Raw genomic sequence first — 21,807 nt, forward strand, 5'->3', positions numbered from 1 at the left:
ACGATGAAACCAATTAAACGCCTGTACCTTTCCTCTGATCCGGTCCATCTGATTGACTGCAATATCGTGCTGGAGCTGAACGCGTGCGGTCGGGGGTTTATTACGGCAGGGACTGAGACAGATTACACCGGCAAAATGGTTCGGATCGATGTTGGCTATGATGGTCTGGTCCTGCGCTGGTTTACCGGGTACGTTGAACGGTCACAGCCTGCTGATAATGGAACATGCCGATTATTCGTGCGTGAGCTGGTTGGCATCTTTGACAAATTGTGGCCGTGTTCTTTCCAGCATCCAACGCTGCGCCAGATTACTGACTGGATAAGTGAGCAAAGCGGGCTGACCGTCACAACGCCGGTCGGCGCTGCTTATGCAGATAAACCGATCCCCCACTTTACGCACAGCGGCACGGGCTATCAGCTTCTTGCCAGTCTGGGCCGTGCATTTTCAGTGACGGACTATCTTTGGTATCAGCTGCCGGACGGGGATGTCTTCGTCGGCGCCGCGGAGCATAGTCTTTTTGCGGGAAAACCAGTGGAGATCCCGCACGAATTTAGCCAGGAATCGGCAGGCGGAAATTCAATGGTTGTGCCAATGATTCAGAGCCTGCGCCCGGGTGCGGAGGTAAACGGCCAGCGGCTGAACCAGGTCCGGCTAAATAACGATGACATGGCAATCACCTGGCAGCCCCGCAACAAAGCCAACGGCCAGCCATTGCAAAAATCACCCATTCAGCGGCAGATTGAAAACGCATTCCCGGAGCTGGCAAGCGGCCTGCATCTTCCAAAATTCGCCAGGGTGGAAGCACCAAGCGAGGATGTTTCCGGGGGGAATATTGCCGAACCATTCCGCCCGCGCTATGCCGTGGATCTCCAGCTGCTTGACGAAGACGGCAAGCCAGCCGCAAATACGCCGGTTTATTCTGCCGTTCCGCTACCTGTACCAATGGCGGGCAGCGAGTCGGGAATGTTTCAGTTTCCGCCCCCTGGCACGCTGGTTGAAGTTGGGTTCACTGAGGGGCGGCAGGATAAACCCTTTGTGCGTCAGATTATGGCGGAGGGTCATAACCTGCCAGCGGTTAAACCCGGTGAGCAGTTGCAGCAACAGCGCGATGGTGTATCGCAGCGCGTGACGGTTGCCGGAGACTGGGAACGCCAGACGGACCAGACAATCCGCGAGAACTCCATGACTCGCGAAGTCACCACCGACGAAGAGATCCGCAAAGTGGTTGTCCGTGAAACTACGGTCCAGGCAACGGATAAAACAACCGTTCTTGGCACGGCCACACTTCTGGCCGGGGCGGTCGTTCATATCAGCGAGGGGGATTACAGCGTCGGCACATCCGGCAACCTGACAGTAACCTGCAGCAAGGACAATTCCGTCAGTGTTGGCCGGAACGTGAAACGGGATGTCGCGGGCAATGTTACAGACGACGTGAAAGGGGATGTCACGTCAAACGTCAGCGGCGCACTGACTGAAAAAATCAGCGGCATTCGCCGAAGTGTGGCCCAGGCGCAACAACTGATTGCCCCGGTGGTAAAGCTGGGAAGCGAAGAGATTAACGTCCTGACACTGCTCACCGACACCCTGGACGTGGTGAGGGAGCTGGCAGAGACTGCCGCATCACATACTCACCCCAATACGGGGGCCAGTGGGCAGGCGGCGCAGTTCACCGCAACGGCCACTAAAACCGGCACATTGAAAAGTAAATACGGCCCCCTGATAGCCTGACAAAAAAGCGGCATAACCGCACGCCTCACCAGACACCACAGAACGCGCCACAGCAGGCGCAAGCATTAAAGGTCGCCACCGTGCGGCCTTTCTTTCGTTCGTTCAACAGCGGCCCACAGCGTAAGCGACAGCAGGCAGACGGAAGCGGATCCAGGACGGAAACGGCGCTACACCGCACCCGCCTGCGCAGTTTGGATCATAAAAATTTTGCAAAAGAAATTTTGTGCAAAGCACCCCGCCAGCCTGCGCCGCTGCTGGGCTTTTGAATCCTGCGGGCGTTTGCACGCTGCGCAAATATTTGCAGCACTCTGCAAAAGTCACCGCGCCGCCAGTTGCTAACCAACTGGATAACATGATGTTTTTAAAAGGATCGTTTTAGATTCCGTCACGATCAAAATGATTCGGGTTCATCCGGGGATTTTTGGGCGCGGGTATGGCGAAGCCTTGCGCGGCGCGGGCTGGAGGCTGGTTTGCTGTGCTCTGGGTTTTGCAAAATGATGCATGAAGTTTTAATAAAAGGATCTACAGCGAAGGGGGAGGGGAAAGTATTAAAAAACCCCGTTTGTGGACGGGGTTTGTTTGATGTGGTCAATGTGTGGACATTGTAAGAAACAAATCCATTTATTTCAGTAGATTACAGGCAAAAAATAAGCCTGCGTAAGGGAGATTACGCAGGCTAAGGAGGTGGTTCCTGGTACAGCTAGCATTTATGGGTTATGTTTTTCAGCGGATGGGATAATAACCTTAATGAACGAAGCGGTATGTGATCGATTTCTAAGAATCTTCCGAACGCTGAAAAATAACCGTAATTAACTACTTAGCATGTGGGTTGCGCGTGGACTCACCGGCAAAATTACGCATCAACAATGCATAATTCAGATCGATATCCTCCGGTACAGGCATCCACACGGTGTAACCATCGCCCGGCGCAACCGGCATCGCTTCGCCTTTCGCGTTTTCCATCTGTTCGAGGGTAAAGTTGATGTTGCCCTGTGGGGTCATCAGCTCCAGGCTGTCGCCGACGGTGAATTTATTTTTCACCAGCACAGCCGCCAGTTCACCTTTACGTTCGCCAGTGAATTCGCCGACAAACTGCTGACGCTCGGAAACAGAGAAGCCGTATTCGTAGTTCTGATAGTCGTCATGCGTATGGCGGCGCAGGAACCCCTCGGTGTAACCGCGATGCGCCAGACCTTCCAGCGTTTCCAGCAGTTGCGGGTCGAACGGTTTACCGGCAGCGGCATCATCAATGGCCTTGCGATAAACCTGCGCGGTACGTGCACAGTAATAGTATGATTTAGTACGGCCTTCAATTTTCAGCGAATGCACGCCCATCTGAGTCAGGCGCTCAACGTGGGCAATGGCACGCAAATCCTTCGAGTTCATGATGTAAGTGCCGTGTTCGTCTTCAAACGCGGTCATGTACTCACCCGGACGCTGGGCTTCTTCGATCATAAAGACTTTGTCAGTCGGCGCGCCAATACCCAGCGTCGGCTCAACATTTTGTACCGGGATAGGCTCGTACTTATGCACGATATTGCCCACCACGTCTTCTTTGCCTTCCTGCACGTTGTATTCCCAGCGGCAGGCATTGGTACAGGTACCCTGATTTGGGTCACGCTTGTTGATGTAGCCAGAGAGCAGGCAGCGGCCGGAGTAAGCCATGCACAGCGCGCCGTGAACAAAGATCTCAATTTCCATATCCGGCACCTGGGTGCGGATTTCTTCAATTTCTTCCAACGACAGTTCGCGGGACAGGATCACTCGGGTCAATCCCATCTGCTTCCAGAATTTCACCGTCGCCCAGTTTACGGCGTTAGCCTGTACTGAAAGGTGAATGTCCATGTCAGGGAAGTTTTCGCGCACCAGCATAATCAGACCGGGGTCGGACATGATCAGTGCATCCGGCCCCATTTCCACCACCGGTTTCAGGTCACGAATGAAGGTCTTCAGCTTGGCGTTATGCGGGGCAATATTAACCACCACATAGAATTTTTTACCCAGTTCATGGGCTTCATTAATGCCTAGCTGCAGGTTTTCGTGATTGAATTCGTTGTTGCGTACGCGCAGTGAGTAACGCGGTTGGCCCGCATATACAGCGTCTGCGCCATAGGCGAAAGCGTAACGCATGTTTTTCAGCGTTCCCGCCGGGGAAAGGAGTTCCGGTTTAAACATAATTTTCTCGTTCTGATGACAGGTCAGACTCGCCTCACTCAATGAGGCGGTTAGGGGAGTGCCCCCATATTAAGGGCGGGCATTGTAGCGCTGTGGGGAAGACAGGTAAAGAAAAACGCCGGGCGACAGCGTGGCGTTACCCGGCTGAGCGAGTCATTATCAGGTTTTATCTTTTATCGTCTGAGTTACACCATTGGTCTTAACTGAAGCAATACCGGTCTCGCGCGACTGTTCATTCGCATACAGTTGACTGCTACCAATAATCTGGTGGTTTGCTGCTTTCAGATTGAAATGCAATTTGCCATTAGCTGCCGTTTTTTTCTCGTAACGCTCGGCCAGAGGGCTGTTAGCCTGGACAGATGCGATCCCTTTTTCTGCCGCGCCTTTTGTCGTGTAAAGCTCACTGGTAAGGATAGTTTCCCCGTTTCCAGCCTTAAGAACAAAGCGGTACTGATCATCGCTACTCTTGCTTAATTCAAACCAACCAGCCATATGAACTCCTTGATTAAAGTTTTATATCAAACAGTTATTGACGACAGTGTTGCCACAAAGAGTATGAGCGATATTTGGAGAGTTGCTAGTCAACAGGACTCCACGAAGCCGCGGAGTCCTGCAGGACGGGAGTGTTTACACAATCCGACAGGCGTCGGCTTCCCAGCGATACCCTACGCCATAGACCGCGCGGATAAACGACTGCTCCGCATCCAGCGATTCCAGCTTGCGTCGCAGGTTCTTGATATGGCTGTCGATGGTTCGGTCGGTAACGACACGGTAATCGTCATAGAGATGATTGAGCAACTGTTCACGGGAGAACACTTTTCCCGGTTCATGCGACAACGTTTTGAGTAAGCGAAATTCAGCAGGCGTTAAGTCGAGCATTTTCCCACGCCAGGACGCCTGAAAACGACCTTCATCGACGATCAACGGGCTGTCAGCATCCATCTGTTGCAGTTCGCGCTGCGGCTTGCAACGGCGCAGAATCGTCTTCACGCGAGCAACAACTTCACGCGGGCTGTAGGGTTTGCAAATATAATCATCCGCACCGATCTCCAGCCCCAGCAGGCGATCAATTTCTTCTATCTTGGCGGTTACCATCATGATGGGGACTTCAGAGAATCGGCGGATTTCCCGGCACAGAGTCAGGCCGTCGGTACCAGGCAGCATCAGATCCAACAAGATCAGGTCGGGCGGCGTCTGACGCACGTAAGGAAGAACCAGATCGCCGTGGCTGATGAGCGTAGGAGCGTAGCTTGCCGCACGCAGATAGTCGATAAGCAGTTGCCCCAGCTTGGGCTCGTCTTCTACGATCAGAATACGCGGCGTGTTTTCATCAATGGGTAACTCAGTCATACATCTCTCTGTAAATCGCGTTCCAGCGGTAATGCTACTGTAATGCTAACCCCGCCAAAAGGCGAATGGGCGGCGCGAATCAGACCATTATGCGCCTGTACGATATTGACGCAAATTGCCAGCCCCAGCCCGGAACCACCGCTGGCGCGGTTACGCGAGCCTTCGGTGCGATAAAAGCGTTCAAACAGCTTCTGTAACTGGTCGTCACTTACGCCGGGAGCGGAATCAGCGAAGGTTAATAAAACCATACGCTCGCGTTGTTCGGCGCTGATGTGCAGCCCGCCGCCGCTGTCGGTGTAGCGCAGACTGTTTTCCAACAGATTGTTGAACAACTGCATCAGACGATCCCTGTCGCCAAATACCGTCATGCTGTCCGGGAGTGAAAGTTGTATCGTCAGTCCACGGCTGGCAAAGCGTTCACGAAATGCGCCACTTGCCACTTCCAACAGCGGGATGAGATCCAGCGATATTTTCTGGTAGGCCAGCGCGCCTTCATCGGACATGGAGAGCTGATGCAGATCGTCCACCAGCTTGGTGAGCGTACCCACTTCAGCTTGCAAAGAGGCAACGGAGTCAGGGGTGAACTGGCGTACGCCATCCTGAATGGCCTCCAGTTCACCGCGCAACACCGCCAACGGCGTGCGCAGTTCGTGAGAAATATCGGCCATAAAGTCACGACGCATCTGCTGGTTTTTTTCCAGCGTACTGGCAAGCTGGTTGAAGTCCTGCGCCAGCTTGCCCAGTTCATCCGTACTGGTCGGCGCAACGCGAGTGGTGAAATCGCCAGCCGCCAGTTTGTGCGTGCCTTCCACTAACCGCTTGACCGGGGCCAGCAGGCTGCGCGCCAGCGTAAACGTTGCCAGCGCCGCCAGGATCGTGGAGAGCGCGACGATGAGCCAACTGGAACGTCTTTGCTGCATGTCGAAATTGATATCCGTATTGCGCGTTAAGCGTTCCACGGGAGAGGCAATCACGGCACCGACTTCGCTACCGTTGACGCGGATCGGATGGCGCATACCGTCACGGGGGACCGGAGCACGCGGACCGACCAGCACGCGGGCATTTTGGTCGACAACCCAAAACTGCGTACGCCAGCCGTGCGGCGGCATGCCGGGGCCGGGTTTATCATCGTCGTTGTCGTGTTCAAAAGAGCGCAGGATCTGAAAAACAAACCGATCGTTATTGCGTAAGAATCGCCAGTTGCCGTGCTGTTCATACTGCTCGCTTAATGCGTCGCTGAGCATTTGCAGCCGCTGTTCGTTACCGTGCTTGATATAGTCAATAAAACCGCGTTCGAAGCTTATGCGTACGGCCCAGTGCATGCTGATCAGCAATACGATGCAGGTGGCGAAAATCGCCAGAAACAGTTTGCCGGTGATACCGGGCCGCCAGAACTTCATCAGGTGCTCCTCTTGCGCCGTGAAATCACCGCGTTGGTTTGCGTGTCGTTCGGCACGCGGGCAAAAATAATGGCGGGCAGCGCGATAATGAATGCGATGCACAGCCAGGTATACATAAAGACGGTATGCGTACTTCCGCTGTCGATGACGCTATGCTGCTGACCGAACATGCCTAGCAGCAGTCCCGCGATGGTCACCCCGATACTCATCGACAGTTGCATGATCATTGACAGCAGGCTGTTACCACTGCTGGCGAGATCGTCAGGCAGGTCTTTTAACGTCAGGGTGTTCATGGATGAAAAACGCGTTGAGTTGACCATTCCCTGTAAGAACAGTACGAAGGGCAGGGCGTAATACCAGCCGAGCAGCGCGGTGGTCATCAGCAGCAGACTGACCAGCGACAGGCCAAGCGTTGTAGCGACCAGTACGCGACGGTAGCCAAAGCGGTTAACGACCTGCACCACAATGCGCTTCATGCCCATACTGCCGAGCACCATCGGGATCATCATCAGCCCGGCATGAAAGGGGGAAAAACCGAGGCCTATTTGTAAAAACACCGGCGTCATAAACGGCAGCATACCGCTACCGATGCGTCCGGCAAAACTGCCGAAAAGACCCAGCGAGAAGGTCGGTGTGCGAAACAGATTCAGGCTGAACAGCGCGCGTGGATTACGATGGGCGTGTTTCAGATACAGCGCAATAGCCAGCATTCCGCAGATAACCAACGCTGCCAGCGAGATACTGGAGATGCCGGTTCCTTTACTGCCATCAAGTGCCAGCGTCAGTACCGCCATGCCGACTGCCAGCATCGCAAATCCGGAGAGATCGAAGCGTCGGGTTTGCATGGTGTAGTTGGGCATCAGCATTAACGTCGCTATTGCGCCGACAATACCAACCGGAATGTTAATCAAAAATATCCAGTGCCAGGAGGCGTACTCAACCAGAATACCGCCTAATGCCGGTCCCAGTAGCGGGCCAATCTGACCGGGCAATGTGACAAACGTCATCGCCGCCATATATTGCTCACGCGGGACGATTTTCATCACCGTTAGCCTGCCGACCGGCACCATCATCGCACCGCCAACGCCTTGTAAGATGCGCGCCATCACCAGCTCGTTGAGTGTGCTGGACCCGGCGCAAAACAGCGAGCCAAGCGTAAACAGGATGATGGCGGTGAAGAAGATATTACGCACGCCAACTTTGTCCGCCAGCCATCCGCTGGCGGGCAGCATCACGGCAACGGTTAAAACATATGACACAATGACCATATGCATGTGTAACGGGCTTTCCCCGAGGCTTGCCGCCATCGAGGGAAGCGCAGTATTCACGATGGTGGTATCCAGCGACTGCATAAAAAAGCCGAATGCCACAATCCAAAGTTGCCAGCGGGTGCTGTCGGGAAGTTCTGTCATAACTCTGCTACCGGTTTGCTGTTTTTACGCGAAAAACGCAGACGCAGACGGTCGAAAAAGAGATAGACCACAGGCGTGGTGTACAGCGTCAGGAGTTGACTCACGACCAGCCCGCCGACAATGGTTATCCCCAAAGGTTGACGTAGTTCGGAGCCATCCCCGGCGGATAACACCAGCGGCAGCGCGCCAAATAACGCCGCCAGCGTGGTCATCATGATTGGGCGAAAGCGCAGCAGGCAGGCCTGGAAAATGGCTTCTTCCGGCTGCAGCTTGCCGTTTCTCTGCGCTTCCAGCGCAAAATCGACCATCATGATGGCATTTTTCTTCACAATGCCAATTAATAGCATTATCCCTATCAGGGCGATTAGGCTGAACGGGGCATTGAACAGCTCCAGCGCCAGCAAAGCCCCGACGCCAGCTGAAGGTAGCGTGGAGAGAATGGTCAGGGGATGAACATAGCTTTCATACAGCATACCCAGAACGATGTAGACCGTGGCAATGGCGGCGATAATCAGGATCACCTGCGAGTTCATGGTGTCCTGAAATACCTGTGCCGTGCCGGCAAAGCTACCGCGAACCGTGGAGGGGACGCCGAGCTGGGTCATGGTTCTGTTGATAGCCTCTGTCGCCTCAGACAGTGAAGAACCTGTTGGCAGGTTAAACGACACGGTTGAGGCAGCGGACAAGCCCTGATGGTTTACCGACAGCGGGGCATTCGCCGGTTGCCATTTGGCAAAGTACGATAGCGGGATTGCCTTACCTTCATTGTTGATGACGAACATTTTATCCAGCGCGCTGATGTCCTGGGTGTAACGTCGATCGACCTCCATCACCACTTTGTACTGGTTCATCGGTTGATAAATAGTTGAAATTTGCCGTTGTCCAAAAGCGTTGTTCAACAGGCTGTTAGCGGCTGCAACGTCGATCCCCAGACGAGACATGGTGTCGCGATCGTAGACCAGGTTCATTTCCGCGCCATTGTCCTGCTGATCTGAGTTGACATCCGCCAGTTGGGGCAGGGCGGCAAGCGCCTTACGGATCTTCGGTTCCCACTCGCGCAGCGCCGCCAGATCGTCGGAAAGCAATGTGTATTGATAGCTGGCATTGGCCTGGCGACCGCCGACGCGAATATCCTGCACCGCCATCAGAAACAGATTCGCGCCAGGCTCTTTTGCAAGCGCGACGCGCAGGCGGTCGATCACCTGCTGAGCGGTTTCACCGCGCTCATCGCGTGGCTTGAGGGTGATAAACATCATCCCGCTGTTAACCCGGGAACCGCCGGTAAAACCGGTGACGTTATTCACCGCCGGGTCGTCGCGGATGATCTTCATAAAGTCCTGCAGTTTGCCGCGCATCGCCTGGAAAGAGATGCTCTGGTCGGCCTGAATCCCCCCCATCAACACGCCCGTATCCTGCTCCGGGAAGAAGGTTTTGGGGATGGAAATATAAAGCCAGATATTCAGCGCAATGGTGCCAAGTAACACCACGCCTACCAGTCGCGTATGGCGCAGCACCCATTTAAGCGAAGTGCCGTAACTCTGTTGCAGTGCCACCAGCACACGACCAAAACCTCGTTTACGAGACTGTTCACGCGGGGCGCTGGATTTGAGCATCCAGCCACACATCATTGGCGTTAATGTCAGCGACACCAGCAGCGAGATACCGATAGCAACTGACAGCGTGACGGCAAATTCGCGCAGCAAGCGCCCAGGCAATCCGCCCATTAACAGCAGCGGGAGGAACACCGCTACCAGCGACAGGCTCATTGAGAGCACCGTGAATCCCACTTCGCGCGTACCTTGTAGCGCCGCCTGCAGTGGCTTCATTCCCGCTTCCAGGTGGCGGGCAATATTTTCCAGCACCACGATCGCGTCATCAACGACAAATCCCGTGGCAATGGTCAACGCCATTAATGACAGGTTGTTCAGGCTGAACCCGCACAGATACATGGCGGCAAAGGTACCGATCAGCGAGACCGGAACCGCTACCGCAGGGATCAGGGTCGCGCGCCCGGAGCGCAGGAAAACAAAGACCACCAGGATAACCAGCACAACGGAGATAATCAGCGTCTGTTCGACTTCCTCCAGCGAGGCGCGAATGGTCGGTGAACGATCCTGGGCAATTTGTAGATCGATGGCGGCCGGGACCAGCGTTTGTAACTCCGGTAATTTGGCCCGAATGCTGTCTACCGTCTGAATAATATTGGCTTCTGGCAACTTGCGGATCATCAGCAGGATAGCCGGTTCTGCGTTGGTCATCCCCGCGTTACGTACGTCCTGCACCGAGTCGCTCACAGACGCAACATCGCCCAGCCGCACCGCAGCGCCGTTATTGTAGTGGATAATAATCGGCTGGTACTCGGCGGCGGTTTTCAGCTCATCGTTGGTTTGTACCTGCCAGCGGTGGGTATCATTCTCGATAGCTCCCTGAGGCTTACGCACATTGGCGTTAGCAATCGCGCTACGCACGTCGTCCAGCGACACGCCCTGATTAAACAGCGCTTGCGGATTAAGCCCTACGCGCACGGCAGGCAGAGAGCTGCCCCCAACGTCGACGTCACCCACGCCGTCGATTTGCGCGATGGTCTGTGCTAATTGGGTTGATGCGAAATCGTACAGTTCACCCTGCGAGTAAGTGTCCGACGTGAGCGTCAGGATCATGATTGGCGCATCGGAAGGGTTGGCTTTGCGGTACGTGGGGCGGCTTGGCATACCGCTGGGTAGCAGGCTTTGCGCTGCGTTAATCGCGGCCTGAACATCCCGCGCCGCGCCATTGATGTCACGGTCGAATTTGAATTCAAGAATAATGCGCGTACTGCCAAGGGAACTGCTCGAGGTCATTTCGTTCACGCCCGCGATGCGCCCCAGTGAGCGCTCCAGCGGGGTGGCTACCGAAGACGCCATCGTTTCAGGGGAAGCGCCCGGTAATGATGCGCTGACCATGATCACCGGGAAATCCACCTGCGGCAGCGGAGCTACCGGCAGCAGACGAAAGCCCAGTATCCCGCACAGGGTGATGGCCACCGAAATGAGAATGGTCGCCACCGGACGATGAATGAAAAGCGCGAAAAATTTCATTTACGCTTCCTCTTCCTGGCGCGGGAAGCGGCTTTTCACGTACAGCGACAGACGGTCAAACAGCAGATAAATCACCGGGGTGGTAAACAGGGTTAATACCTGGCTTACCAGCAGACCGCCGACCATACCAATTCCTAATGGACGACGTAATTCGGCCCCCACGCCGGTACTTAACATCAGCGGCAACGCGCCGAGCAGTGCCGCCAGCGTAGTCATCAGAATCGGGCGAAAACGCAGCAGACAGGCCTGGAAAATAGCGTCGCGTGGGGTCATGCCCTGTTCGCGCTCCGCGGCAAGGGCGAAGTCGATCATCATGATGGCGTTTTTCTTGACGATACCGATGAGCAAAATAATGCCGATAATCGCGATGACGTCCAGTTCACTGCCGGCAATCATTAACGCCAGGAGGGCGCCAACGCCCGCCGTGGGTAGCGTGGAGAGAATGGTAATCGGGTGAATAAAGCTCTCATACAGCACGCCGAGAACGATATACATCGCGACAACCGCAGCCACAATCAACCAGATGGTATTACCCAGCGCGGCCTGGAAAGCGAGCGTACTGCCCTGGAACTGGGTGGTAATATTTGCTGGCAGATTGAGCGTTTTTTCGGCATCCAGAATTGCCTGCACCGCATCGCCCAGCGAATGACCGTCCGGTACGTTGAACGAGATGGTGGTGACCGGGAACTGATCGAGGTGGTTAATCGACAGCGGAGCGAAACGCTGTTCAATGCTGGCGATTGCGCTGAGCGGAACCACGCCGCCGTCGCTGCTGGTCAGACGGATAGTGTCCAGTGCAGCAAGCCCCGGCGTACTATTGGTGTCATGTTCCAACACGACGCGATACTGGTTGGCCTGGGTGTAGATGGTTGAAATCAGTCGCTGGCCGAAGGCGTTGTACAGGGCGTTATCGACATCCGCCATGCTGATGCCTAAACGGCTGGCGCTATCGCGATTGACGTTCACATACGCCACCAGCCCTTTGTCCTGCCAGTCGCTACTGACATCGGACAGTTGCGGTAGCTGGTGTAGTTTTTCTAACAGCTGTGGAACCCAGGTGCTGAGGGCGTCAAGGGACGTTGCTTGCAGCGTAAACTGATATTGCGTCCGGCTGACCTGGGTATCAATCGTCAGGTCCTGGGTGGGCTGAAGATAGAGATCAACGCCGGGTACTCTGTCAACTGCGTCCTGTAGGCGTGCGATCACTTTCTGCACGCGATCGTCGCGATCGTCCAGCGGCTTAAGGTTGATTTGCAGACGCGCGCTGTTCAATGCCGGATTAGTACCATCCACGCCGACAAAAGCGGTCAGGCTCTCGACCGCCGGATCTTGAAGGATGACATCGGAAACCTGGCGCTGGCGCTCGGCCATGCTGACAAATGAACTGGACTGCGGCGCCTGCAGCGTACCCTGGATGATGCCGTTGTCCTGGATTGGGAAGAACCCTTTGGGGATAAAGACCCATAACATAACGCTCAGTGCCAGCGTGCCGAGCGCCACGCCCAGCGTGAGCCACGGATGGTTCAGCACTTTTGCCAGCCAGTGACCGTACCCGGCAATGACGCGATCGAACATACGCTCCGAGGCGCGGGAGAAGCGGTTCTGCTTGCGTAACGAGGCCTGATTAAGCATGCGTGCGCACATCATCGGCGTGAGGGTGAGCGAGACGACGGCGGAAATCAGAATTGCCACGGCCAGCGTAACGGCAAACTCGCGGAATAATCGGCCAACGATATCACCCATAAACAACAGCGGGATCAGCACGGCGATTAGCGAAAATGTCAGAGAGATGATGGTAAAACCAATCTCACCAGCCCCCTTCAGGGCGGCAGTCAGCGGTTTTTCGCCTTTTTCGATATAGCGAGAAATATTCTCGATAACCACGATAGCGTCATCCACTACGAATCCTGTCGCGATGGTTAGCGCCATTAGGGTCAGGTTATTGATGGAGAAATCAAGAAATACCATCACCGCGAAGGTGCCGATGAGCGACAATGGAACGGCGACCGCAGGAATAATCGTCGCCGGAATATTGCGCAGGAACAGGTAGATGATCATCACCACCAGCGCAATCGCCAGCATTAGCTCAAACTGGGTGTCTGCAACGGACGCACGAATATTGGTCGTACGATCCGAAAGCACGCTGACCTTAACTGATTTGGGCAGGCTTTCGGTGAGCTGCGGCAGCATTTGACGGATACTGTCTGCCGTGGAGATGATGTTCGCCCCAGGCTGGCGCTGAACATTCATCACAATGGCTTGTTGCTTATTGGCCCATGCGCCCAGCCAGCTGTTTTCTGCCCCTTGTTCGACGGTGGCGACATCGCCCAGACGAACCGGCGCACCGTTTTTATAGGCCACGATGAGCTGGCGATATTCGTCTGCGGACTGCATCTGGTCGTTGGCGGAAAGGGTGACAGCACGCGTTGGGCCATCAAGACTCCCTTTTGCCGAATTGACGTTAGCCCCGGTAATGGCTGTACGGATGGTTTCGCTGGTCAGACCGAGTGCGGCAATAGCCTGTGCGTTAAGCTTCACGCGGACCGCCGGCCGTTGCCCGCCGGAAAGTGTTACCAGACCGACACCGGAAACCTGAGAGATTTTCTGCGCGACGCGGGTTTCGACCATATCTTCCACCTGCGTCATCGGCATGGCGCTGGACGTGACCGCCAGCGTCATGATCGGTGGATCTGCCGGGTTTACCTTGCTGTAGACCGGCGGATTGGGCAGATCGCCCGGTAATAAATTGGTGGCGGCGTTAATCGCAGCCTGAACTTCCTGCTCGGCAACATCCAGCGGCAGCGTCAGTTGAAACTGCAACGTGACGACCGATGCGCCGCCGGAACTTTGCGAGGACATCTGTTTTAAGCCGGACATCTGTCCGAACTGACGCTCAAGCGGCGCGGTTACCGCCGAGGTCATGACGTCCGGGCTGGCGCCCGGGTACAGCGTAACGACCTGAATCGTGGGGTAATCGACTTCCGGTAAGGCGGCGATCGGCAGGAAACGATAACCGATAATACCGGCAAGCAAAATCGCGACCATCAGCAGCGTGGTGGCGACAGGTCGCAGAATAAACAGGCGTGATGGCCCGCCTGTGTTGTGCGGAGGTAACACCTGCATCAGGAGTTAGCTCCTTTTTTGCCGTATCCGCGGGGCGCAGTTTTCTCATCCTGAGCAGAGGCGTCATGCGCCTCTACGACTTCTACTTTTGCGCCTTCCGTCAGGCGGTCAATACCGTCGGTTATGACCCGATCGCCTGCGGACAACCCGGCGGCGATCACTACTTTTTGGCTATCCTGAATACCTGGTTTAACCAGATGTTTGCTCACTTTATTCTCGCTGTTCAGCACCCAGACAAAATGGCCCTCATTGCCCATCTGCAGGGCGGCCGTTGGGATCACCACGGCGTTTTGTTCCGTGTCGACCAGCATGCGGGCGTTAACGAACTGGTTAGGGAATAAAGCATCATCCTGATTGTCAAAACGGGCTTTAACTTTGATGGTTCCGGTCGTAGCGTCAATCTGATTGTCCAGACTGAGCAGGACGCCTTCGCTCAGTTTTTGCGAATTGGTTCGGTCCCAGGCTTCGACCTTTAACGGAGTCCCCGATTTTTGCGCCCGCAACACGGTGGCAATGTCGTTTTCAGGCAAGGTGAATATCAGGTCGATAGGATGGGTTTGCGTAATGACGACGATTCCGGTGGTATCGCCGCTGGAAATTTGGTTACCGACATCGACCTGTTTCAGACCGACACGCCCCTCTACAGGCGCGGTTATCCGGCTCCAGTCAAGCTGCAATTGGGCGCTGGCGACGCTGGCTTCATCGGCTTTGATTGTCCCTAACGTTTCATTTACCAGCGCCTGCTGGGCATCCAGCTCCTGGCGGGAGACCAGATTAGTTTTCACCAACTGTTGATAGCGGGCAAGATCGCGACGGGCATTTGCCAGCGTGGCTTTATCTTTTGCCAGTTGGCCTTGCGCCTGAGCCAGAGCAACTTTGAACTGGCTGGGATCTATCTCTGCCAGCAGGTCGCCGGCTTTTACCTGCTGTCCTTCCTCGAAGTGTAAGGCAATGAGCTGACCATCCACCCGGCTACGTACCGTGGCGGTATTTGCGGCAGTAATGGTACCCAGTCCTGTCAGGTAACGCGGAACGGCTTCCATGGCGGCGGTGGCAGCCTGAACGGGAGCCAACGGCCCGGAGCGCATTCCACGCCGTCCCGAACCTGGCGTGTGCTGCGCTGGTTTGGTCGCGCCCGGTGCGTTTTCCTGGGCGTCGTTACGGCTTTGCCAGAACCAGATGGCGGCGACGGTGGCCACAACGATCGCGATTGCTAGCACCCAGCGGGATTTTTTACTGCCTTTCATTGTTATAAGTTTCTCATCCTGAAACGATTCGCGGAATGATACTAGTTTAGCCAGCGAACAAGGGAGAAAAATGGAGGAATTATGAAACACTGTCGGGATTCGTCTGAATGCTGATGCGGCTTTGCGAAGCGTTACGCAACAATCGGTGGTGAAGATAGCGAATACGTGATTGTGCGTTAGAGTGCTGACAAGGCAAAAAGGAGGAAAGCCAGAGATTTCAGCGGGACGCTGGAACGGAAAAGCCCCTCCCGAGGAAGGGGCCAAAATAGGGAAAGGGTTATGATGAAGCAAGTCATCATACTGGTGATACTCTTAGTGATTAGCTTACCGGCTTACTAAGACACCAGGGGGGAGGGGAAGCCCTCCCTAACCCTCACTCTTGAAAGTAAGCCACAGCAATGGTGATGTCAATACGCGTACTTTTCAGCATGTGAGCCGCTTAGCGGAAAACAACGTCAGCCCAGCGGGCCAGTCCGGCAGTAACGGAACCGAAATCATCACCCCCCGCGATCGGAATCCCGGGAAGTTGCTGGGCGAGGGCTTTTTTAATCAGCGGCGAACGCGCGCTACCGCCGGTCAGGTAAATCACGTCCGGTTTTTCCTGCGCGTTTTCCAGCGCCAGTTGAACCTGCTCCAGAATGCGCGCCAGGGGCTGATTGAGCGCAGCTTCCAGCCCGTGTTGACTGATATCGGTTGCCAGCGTGTCGCTGATAAACGGTATCGCCGCCGTCACAATGGTCTGATCGGAAAGCGCGATTTTGCTCTCTTCTGCGCTGCGCACCAGGCGATAGCTCAGACGCTCGCGCCAGACTTTAAGCAGTAGGGCGACTTTATCGGCTTCTTTCGCGTCACGGACAAGATCGTTGAGCAAGCGACCGTTGGCGCTACTGTAGAAGTCACTTTGCGCGGGAACATCGTTGATCGCGACCGCGTTCCACCAGGGCAGAATAGGTAAGGCGATCCCTTTTTCCGTTTCTCCCCCCATACCGAGCAGCGGCATCAGATGTTTAAACGCTAGCGCAATATCCAGATCGTTCCCGCCAACGCGGCAGCCGCTGTGCCCCAGCAGGCTGTTTTCGCGATCGGCGCGCTGATGCCATTGCGGCCCCATCAGCAGCAGTGAACAGTCGGTTGTACCCCCGCCAATATCCACCACCAGCACGCGTTTTTCTTCCTGCAGCGTGGCTTCGTAATCCAGACCAGCCGCTACCGGCTCGTACTGGAAGACGACATCCTGAAAACCGGCGCGTTTAGCCGCACGTTCAAGAATACCCTGCGCCTGGGCGTTGGCGTCATCGCCCCCTAACCCCTGGAAGTTGATGGGACGACCAATAACGGCCTGGGTGATGGCTTCCGGCAACTGATTTTGTGCCTGGTTGCGTATGTGCAGCATCATCGCGCAGACCAGATCTTCAAACAGCGCAACCTGCTGCGGCTTCAGACCGCTGGCACCCAAAAATGATTTTGGCGATTTAACGAAGTACACCTCTTCCGGGTCTTCAATATATTGACCCAGCGATGCCAGACCGAACTGCACGCTGTTGGCGTTAACGTCGATGTCTTCTTCGCGGTTATAGCGCATCGCGCGGCGAAGCAGCGCCTGCGTTTCGTCGTCCGTGGTTGGGATGTCGTGATGGCGATACAGCCACTCGCTGACCGCTTCGCGCGTTGGCGCGCACAGCATTGAAGGCAGAAGCGTGCTGTTATTTTCCATTTTGAGCAGGTGAGGCTGCCCGTCACGCATAACGGCCACTGAACAGTTTGCCGTACCGTAGTCAAAACCAATAAACACCGTAAAAATCCCCATGCCAGTGAAGAAGGGGCGTGACTTTAACGAAATGTTGACGCTCCGACAACTGGAATATGAAAGCAAGGCGCATCGATTGAATACCGTTTATGCTGTAGGTTTGCATAAAAAGGAAAACTGAATGTTCACGCTGAGCTGGCAACCGCCTTATGACTGGCCCTGGATGCTGGGATTTCTTGCCGCCCGTGCGGTTAACGGTGTCGAAACGGTGGAGGAACTGAGTTATACCAGAAGCCTGTCCGTAGGGGATCATCGGGGTCTGGTGCGCGTCGTACCGGATTTGCACGCCAATATGCTACACGTGACGTTAAGTTCGGGATTACAACCCGCCGCCTCCGAGTGCCTGGCGAAAATAACCCGTTTGTTTGATCTTACCTGTTGCCCGCAGCAAATTGTCAGCGCGCTGGGAAGCCTTGGTGCGGCGCGTCCGGGACTGCGCCTGCCGGGATGTGTCGATGCTTTTGAGCAAGGGGTACGGGCGATTTTAGGGCAGTTAGTCAGCGTGGCTATGGCGGCAAAACTGACGGCGAAAGTCGCCCATGCTTATGGCGACACGCTGGAGGATGCGCCAGGGTATGTTTGTTTTCCCACGCCTGAAGCGCTTGCTGACGCCGAACCGTTGCACCTGAAAGCGTTAGGGATGCCGCTCAAACGCGCTGAAGCGTTGATTCACCTGGCGCGTGCAACACTTGAAGGAACGCTTGCGACAGTAGCGCCTGACGATATTGAGCAAGGCGTTAAGCAACTACAAACGTTTCCCGGAATAGGGCGCTGGACCGCCAACTATTTTGCGCTGCGTGGTTGGCAGGCGAAGGATGTTTTTTTGCCGGATGATTATCTGATTAAACAGCGTTTTCCCGGCATGACGCCAGCCCAGATCCGGCGGTATGCAGAGCGTTGGAAACCCTGGCGCTCCTATGCACTCTTGCATATCTGGTACACGGATGGCTGGCAGCCGTCAGTTGATGGCGAAATTACTGGTATTCAGTAGCAGATCCAGCGGTTGGGCGTTGGCAATAATGTCGCCATAAATCATATCAATACCGATGCCGGAAAGCGCATCCATAATAAGCGGCAACTGCACCGGACCGGCGATGCTTTTAATGTCCAGACGCTGGGCATGGCCCTGGATAATGGACACCCACATCTCGTCAATCAGGTCTCCGTGAGCGCTGGCGCTTAGCTCGCTGTCGAGCAAAAGGTAATCGACAATGTGGTATTTCAGATTGTCAAAAAGCTCTAAATCACGACCGACCTGACTTAACACAATTCGACAACCGAACTGACGTAGCCGATGCAGGGCGGATATCGCCTGCGTTGGATTCGTTTTGATGACGCTGGCCGGAACGGTCAGGTGCAGCAGCCGCGGCGGTAACGGACTATGTTGCAATTGTTCCAGCAGCTCATCAACAAGTTCTGAATTGAGCAGCCCGGCGGCGGAAAGGGGGAGCGCAACACTGAGACCCTTGCTGGCGACTGCCGGGGCAGCATTCTGGAAGAATTCGCTGAATACCCGACGGTCGAGCGCTTGATTCAATGTGGGATCGACCAGCCCGGTACGGAATGTTTGCTCTTCAATCACTTCGCCTTCAGCGGTCCCTAAGCGTAGCGATATAAGCCAGAAGCTAAACGTCTCAGGTATACGTGGAGAAGCCACGCCTCTGGCGATCATCAGCATGGGGCTGTGCATAATGGTATGCTTTTGTTCGTCCAATGACAGTTGGCTACGCGTGGCATGCGCCTGGCTTTGCTGGGGTTCATAGACGCAGACACGCCCACGTCCGCTGTTTTTCGCCGCGTAGCAGGCGATATCCGCCTGAGACATGACGTCAGTCGCAACATGGTTTTTGTCATCAATCAGCGTAATTCCCGCACTGGCGCCAATGCGGTGCAAGCGGCCATCCCACATGAAGTGGTAATCGTTAATAGCACTGATGATGCGACCTGAGATGAAGCGGGCGCTTTCGATATTACAATCCGGCAGCAACAGACCAAACTCGTCGCCGCCAAGGCGCGCCAGCATATCGCTGGACCGCAGCATGCTTAGCATCAGTGAAGAGAGTTCGCGCAGCAGGGCATCGCCTGCAGCATGACCTGCGCTATCGTTCACCGCTTTAAAACGATCAAGATCGATAAAAACCAGCACATGACTCTGGTGCGCGTCGTGCACCGTATGCAGCAACTGTTTGAGATGGTTTTCAAAGCTGACCCGATTGGCCAACTGCGTCAGGTCGTCATGCGAAGCGCTGTAGCTAAGCTGGCGCAGCATCTTACGTGACTCGGTGACATCCTGAATGACCAGCACCGAGCCAATGCTGCCGCCATCAAGGGTGCTGAGGGGCGTGATGCTGTACTGAATGTCATAACTGTTGCCGTTGCGACAATGCAGGACGACTTCTTGTTCCATTGCCTTACGCGACATGTCGGCGCTGTAGATATTTTCCATCAGCGGACCGTTATCGCCGAAAGTAATACGCAGTACTGTCAGGAGCGGAATGCCAATTGCGTTTTCCTGTTGCCAGCCGCTCATTTTCTCAGCGACTGGATTCATAAAGGTCACATTCATGTCGACATCAATACAAATCACCGCCTCGCCGATGGAGTCCAGTGTAATATGCAAACGCTCTTTTTCTTGAAACAGCGCTTCGTTGAGCTGCTTCACCTCGGTCATATCCATATTGATGCCAAGTAAGCGTTCAACTTCACCGTCTTTATTCAGTACCCGGTTGGCCAATGAGCGGATATGCCGTATGCCACCTTTTACCGCGATACGAAACTCAAGCTTAAACGGGGCTCGTGCGGCCAGCGAATCGCGAATCACATTTTCGGCGTGTTCGCGATCTTCAGGCACAACGCATTCATACCAGACTTGCCAACTGGGCTTGATATGTGCCGGGACTTCATAGAGATCGAACATACGCTTATCCCAACTGATCACATCAGGCTGCAGTTCCCATTCCCAAATGCCGATCCCCCCGGCTTCATTAGCGAGCGTAATGCGCTCCATCAGCCGTTTGTTCATCCACTCGGTGTGCTTCAGATCGTTAATATCCTCAATCTGAGCAATAAAGTAGAGTGGGGTGGTGTCGCTATGGCGCACCAGCGAAACGGCCAGCAAAGCCCATACCACCTCGCCCGCGCGCGTGTAATAGCGCTTCTCCATGGAATAGCTGTTAATTTCCCCGCGCGCCAGCATGTTTAACTGTTCGAGGTCATTGTTCAAATCTTCCGGCCAGGTTAATTGCTGGAAGGTGAGCGAACGTAGCTCCTCCTGGCTATAGCCCAGAAACTGGCACAAGGCTTTATTGGCCTGTAGCCATTGCCCCTCGGTCCCGACCAGCGCCATGCCAATTGCGGAATACTCCATAGCATTGCGAAAGCGCGCTTCGCTTTCTGAGATGTGCTTGCGTTCAGCCCGAAACGCGTACATCACCATGGTCATCATATTGGCTGGCAACAGGATCATCAAAAACGGCAGCCACGGTATGCTGGTCATCATGTTCTGTTTGGGGGTGTAGAGCAGCGAAGGGTCAGCGGCCAACATCAGCGAAACCATCATCACGGTGCTGAGGAAAATTAAAAACGCCTCCATACGCGGCAGACGGACAGCGCTCCACATCAACAGGACAATAACGCAGGTAAACGGCCATGGAATGAACATCATCGACAGCCAACTGAACGTTAACGTCACCAGAAGCGTAATCAGAGTTTCAAGCAGTAATCGCGGATTGCGGTGGCGCAGCAGATAATGTGGCTTAAACAGTAAACCTAATGGTACCAGCGCCAGCGCGCCGATGGATTCTGACAGCACCCAAATGAGGAAGGTATTTAACGACGTTTCTTGCGGTAATAATAACCAGAGTAATACGCCGCCCAGCAGCGGAGGGACCACTGCGCTGCCGAATGCCAGGCGCGCCCAGTCGTTGAGATTTTGTAAAGGATTGTACCAGGGCAGCAGTTTGCGCAATAACATTGCCCCCACGACAGCCTCAATAATGTTGATGGCCGTGTAGGTAAAGCTAAGCGACTCTCCGGGGAAGAAGAGCAAAGAACCCGCGATGTTACCCAATGAGCACGCCAGCGCGATCCCCGGCCACATTTTTCCCGCATGACGGTAAAAAGCCACCATCATGATTGAGGTCGGAAACCACAGCGGCGCCAGCTGCGCCCCGAAACGAGACAGTTCCAGCGAGAACAGCGTAAAGATGAAAGCCACCAGACCTAAACTGGCCAGGCGCAGTAGAGGATGAGGTAAGGTAACTAAAACATGTTGGGATTGTTTACTCATTACCACTCTACCCAAATAGCCGTTGTCGCCCAGTAGAGATGCCGGACGGATCACATTTAATCTGGGTTTATGCTAGTACAAATAATTTACAATTTATACGCCAGCTGCTCATAAATTAACACTCTCAAGCTATTAATTACTAAGGCTGGCGAATAAATGTAGCGCATGCTTTAAATATGACCGTTTTAATTTGCGACAGG

At 54.7% G+C, this 21,807-nt stretch carries 13 protein-coding genes; 3 read left to right on the forward strand and 10 right to left on the reverse strand.

Annotated features, from left to right (window positions below):
* The first annotated feature begins 3 nt into the window (after positions 1 to 3).
* Positions 4 to 1,728: a hypothetical protein gene (locus OGV93_RS03835; RefSeq protein WP_287109386.1), complete on the forward strand. Its 1,725-nt coding sequence runs from the start codon at positions 4 to 6 to the stop codon at positions 1,726 to 1,728.
* Positions 1,729 to 2,541: 813 nt separating this feature from the next.
* On the opposite strand, the gene trhP is transcribed toward OGV93_RS03835, so the two are convergent.
* From trhP to OGV93_RS03875, 8 genes are all read right to left on the reverse strand, one after another.
* Positions 2,542 to 3,903 carry a prephenate-dependent tRNA uridine(34) hydroxylase TrhP gene (gene trhP, locus OGV93_RS03840; RefSeq protein ID WP_006683890.1) on the reverse strand — a complete coding sequence of 454 codons (1,362 nt, stop codon included), beginning with the start codon at positions 3,901 to 3,903 and terminating at the stop codon, positions 2,542 to 2,544.
* Positions 3,904 to 4,062: 159 nt separating this feature from the next.
* A complete protein-coding gene (locus OGV93_RS03845; protein WP_019077150.1) occupies positions 4,063 to 4,395 on the reverse strand; it encodes a YegP family protein in 333 nt (110 codons plus the stop codon).
* Between the two features lie 135 nt (positions 4,396 to 4,530).
* Positions 4,531 to 5,253 (reverse strand): envelope stress response regulator BaeR, encoded by a 723-nt coding sequence (baeR, locus tag OGV93_RS03850; RefSeq protein WP_016156936.1) that lies wholly within the window; start codon positions 5,251 to 5,253, stop codon positions 4,531 to 4,533.
* Positions 5,250 to 6,653 carry an envelope stress sensor histidine kinase BaeS gene (gene baeS, locus OGV93_RS03855; protein WP_287109387.1) on the reverse strand — a complete coding sequence of 468 codons (1,404 nt, stop codon included), beginning with the start codon at positions 6,651 to 6,653 and terminating at the stop codon, positions 5,250 to 5,252. Before baeS ends, baeR begins: the two co-directional genes overlap by 4 nt.
* Positions 6,653 to 8,065, reverse strand: coding sequence for an MFS transporter (locus OGV93_RS03860; RefSeq protein ID WP_287109388.1), 1,413 nt, complete (start codon positions 8,063 to 8,065; stop codon positions 6,653 to 6,655). Before OGV93_RS03860 ends, baeS begins: the two co-directional genes overlap by 1 nt.
* Positions 8,062 to 11,142, reverse strand: a complete 3,081-nt coding sequence (gene mdtC / locus OGV93_RS03865; RefSeq protein ID WP_287109389.1) for a multidrug efflux RND transporter permease subunit MdtC — start codon at positions 11,140 to 11,142, stop codon at positions 8,062 to 8,064. Before mdtC ends, OGV93_RS03860 begins: the two co-directional genes overlap by 4 nt.
* Entirely contained in the window at positions 11,143 to 14,265 is a 3,123-nt protein-coding gene (locus tag OGV93_RS03870) for an MdtB/MuxB family multidrug efflux RND transporter permease subunit (protein WP_103928361.1), read from the reverse strand.
* Positions 14,265 to 15,512 (reverse strand): MdtA/MuxA family multidrug efflux RND transporter periplasmic adaptor subunit, encoded by a 1,248-nt coding sequence (locus OGV93_RS03875; RefSeq protein WP_287109390.1) that lies wholly within the window; start codon positions 15,510 to 15,512, stop codon positions 14,265 to 14,267. The genes OGV93_RS03870 and OGV93_RS03875 overlap by 1 nt, the downstream gene beginning before the upstream one ends.
* 279 nt (positions 15,513 to 15,791) lie before the next feature.
* Here OGV93_RS03875 and OGV93_RS03880 point away from each other — a divergent pair, with 279 nt between their 5' ends.
* The gene (locus tag OGV93_RS03880) at positions 15,792 to 15,851 is read left to right on the forward strand and encodes a type I toxin-antitoxin system Ibs family toxin (RefSeq protein WP_109017525.1); all 60 of its coding nucleotides are present in this window, start codon (positions 15,792 to 15,794) and stop codon (positions 15,849 to 15,851) included.
* Between the two features lie 100 nt (positions 15,852 to 15,951).
* On the opposite strand, the gene yegD is transcribed toward OGV93_RS03880, so the two are convergent.
* Positions 15,952 to 17,304: a molecular chaperone gene (gene yegD / locus OGV93_RS03885; RefSeq protein ID WP_046275425.1), complete on the reverse strand. Its 1,353-nt coding sequence runs from the start codon at positions 17,302 to 17,304 to the stop codon at positions 15,952 to 15,954.
* 136 nt (positions 17,305 to 17,440) lie between these two features.
* On the opposite strand from yegD, the gene alkA reads away from it, so the two are divergent.
* A complete protein-coding gene (alkA, locus tag OGV93_RS03890; RefSeq protein WP_103928360.1) occupies positions 17,441 to 18,310 on the forward strand; it encodes a DNA-3-methyladenine glycosylase 2 in 870 nt (289 codons plus the stop codon).
* Here the strand turns inward: alkA and OGV93_RS03895 are convergent.
* Entirely contained in the window at positions 18,278 to 21,607 is a 3,330-nt protein-coding gene (locus OGV93_RS03895; protein ID WP_287109391.1) for a diguanylate cyclase, read from the reverse strand. The genes alkA and OGV93_RS03895 overlap by 33 nt on opposite strands.
* Between the last annotated feature and the right edge of the window lie 200 nt (positions 21,608 to 21,807).

The sequence above is a fragment of the Citrobacter sp. Cb031 genome, assembly GCF_030336725.1.
Classification (GTDB): Bacteria; Pseudomonadota; Gammaproteobacteria; order Enterobacterales; family Enterobacteriaceae; genus Citrobacter; species Citrobacter braakii.

What these genes read in the sequence shown, in the direction of transcription:
- OGV93_RS03875 (WP_287109390.1), bottom strand. Translation starts at nt 15,512, where the DNA reads ATGAAAGGCAGTAAAAAATCCCGCTGGGTGCTAGCAATCGCGATCGTT.
- OGV93_RS03870 (WP_103928361.1), bottom strand. Translation starts at nt 14,265, where the DNA reads ATGCAGGTGTTACCTCCGCACAACACAGGCGGGCCATCACGCCTGTTT.
- baeS (WP_287109387.1), bottom strand. Translation starts at nt 6,653, where the DNA reads ATGAAGTTCTGGCGGCCCGGTATCACCGGCAAACTGTTTCTGGCGATT.
- baeR (WP_016156936.1), bottom strand. Translation starts at nt 5,253, where the DNA reads ATGACTGAGTTACCCATTGATGAAAACACGCCGCGTATTCTGATCGTA.
- OGV93_RS03835 (WP_287109386.1), top strand. Translation starts at nt 4, where the DNA reads ATGAAACCAATTAAACGCCTGTACCTTTCCTCTGATCCGGTCCATCTG.
- OGV93_RS03860 (WP_287109388.1), bottom strand. Translation starts at nt 8,065, where the DNA reads ATGACAGAACTTCCCGACAGCACCCGCTGGCAACTTTGGATTGTGGCA.
- trhP (WP_006683890.1), bottom strand. Translation starts at nt 3,903, where the DNA reads ATGTTTAAACCGGAACTCCTTTCCCCGGCGGGAACGCTGAAAAACATG.
- OGV93_RS03845 (WP_019077150.1), bottom strand. Translation starts at nt 4,395, where the DNA reads ATGGCTGGTTGGTTTGAATTAAGCAAGAGTAGCGATGATCAGTACCGC.
- mdtC (WP_287109389.1), bottom strand. Translation starts at nt 11,142, where the DNA reads ATGAAATTTTTCGCGCTTTTCATTCATCGTCCGGTGGCGACCATTCTC.
- alkA (WP_103928360.1), top strand. Translation starts at nt 17,441, where the DNA reads ATGTTCACGCTGAGCTGGCAACCGCCTTATGACTGGCCCTGGATGCTG.
- OGV93_RS03895 (WP_287109391.1), bottom strand. Translation starts at nt 21,607, where the DNA reads ATGAGTAAACAATCCCAACATGTTTTAGTTACCTTACCTCATCCTCTA.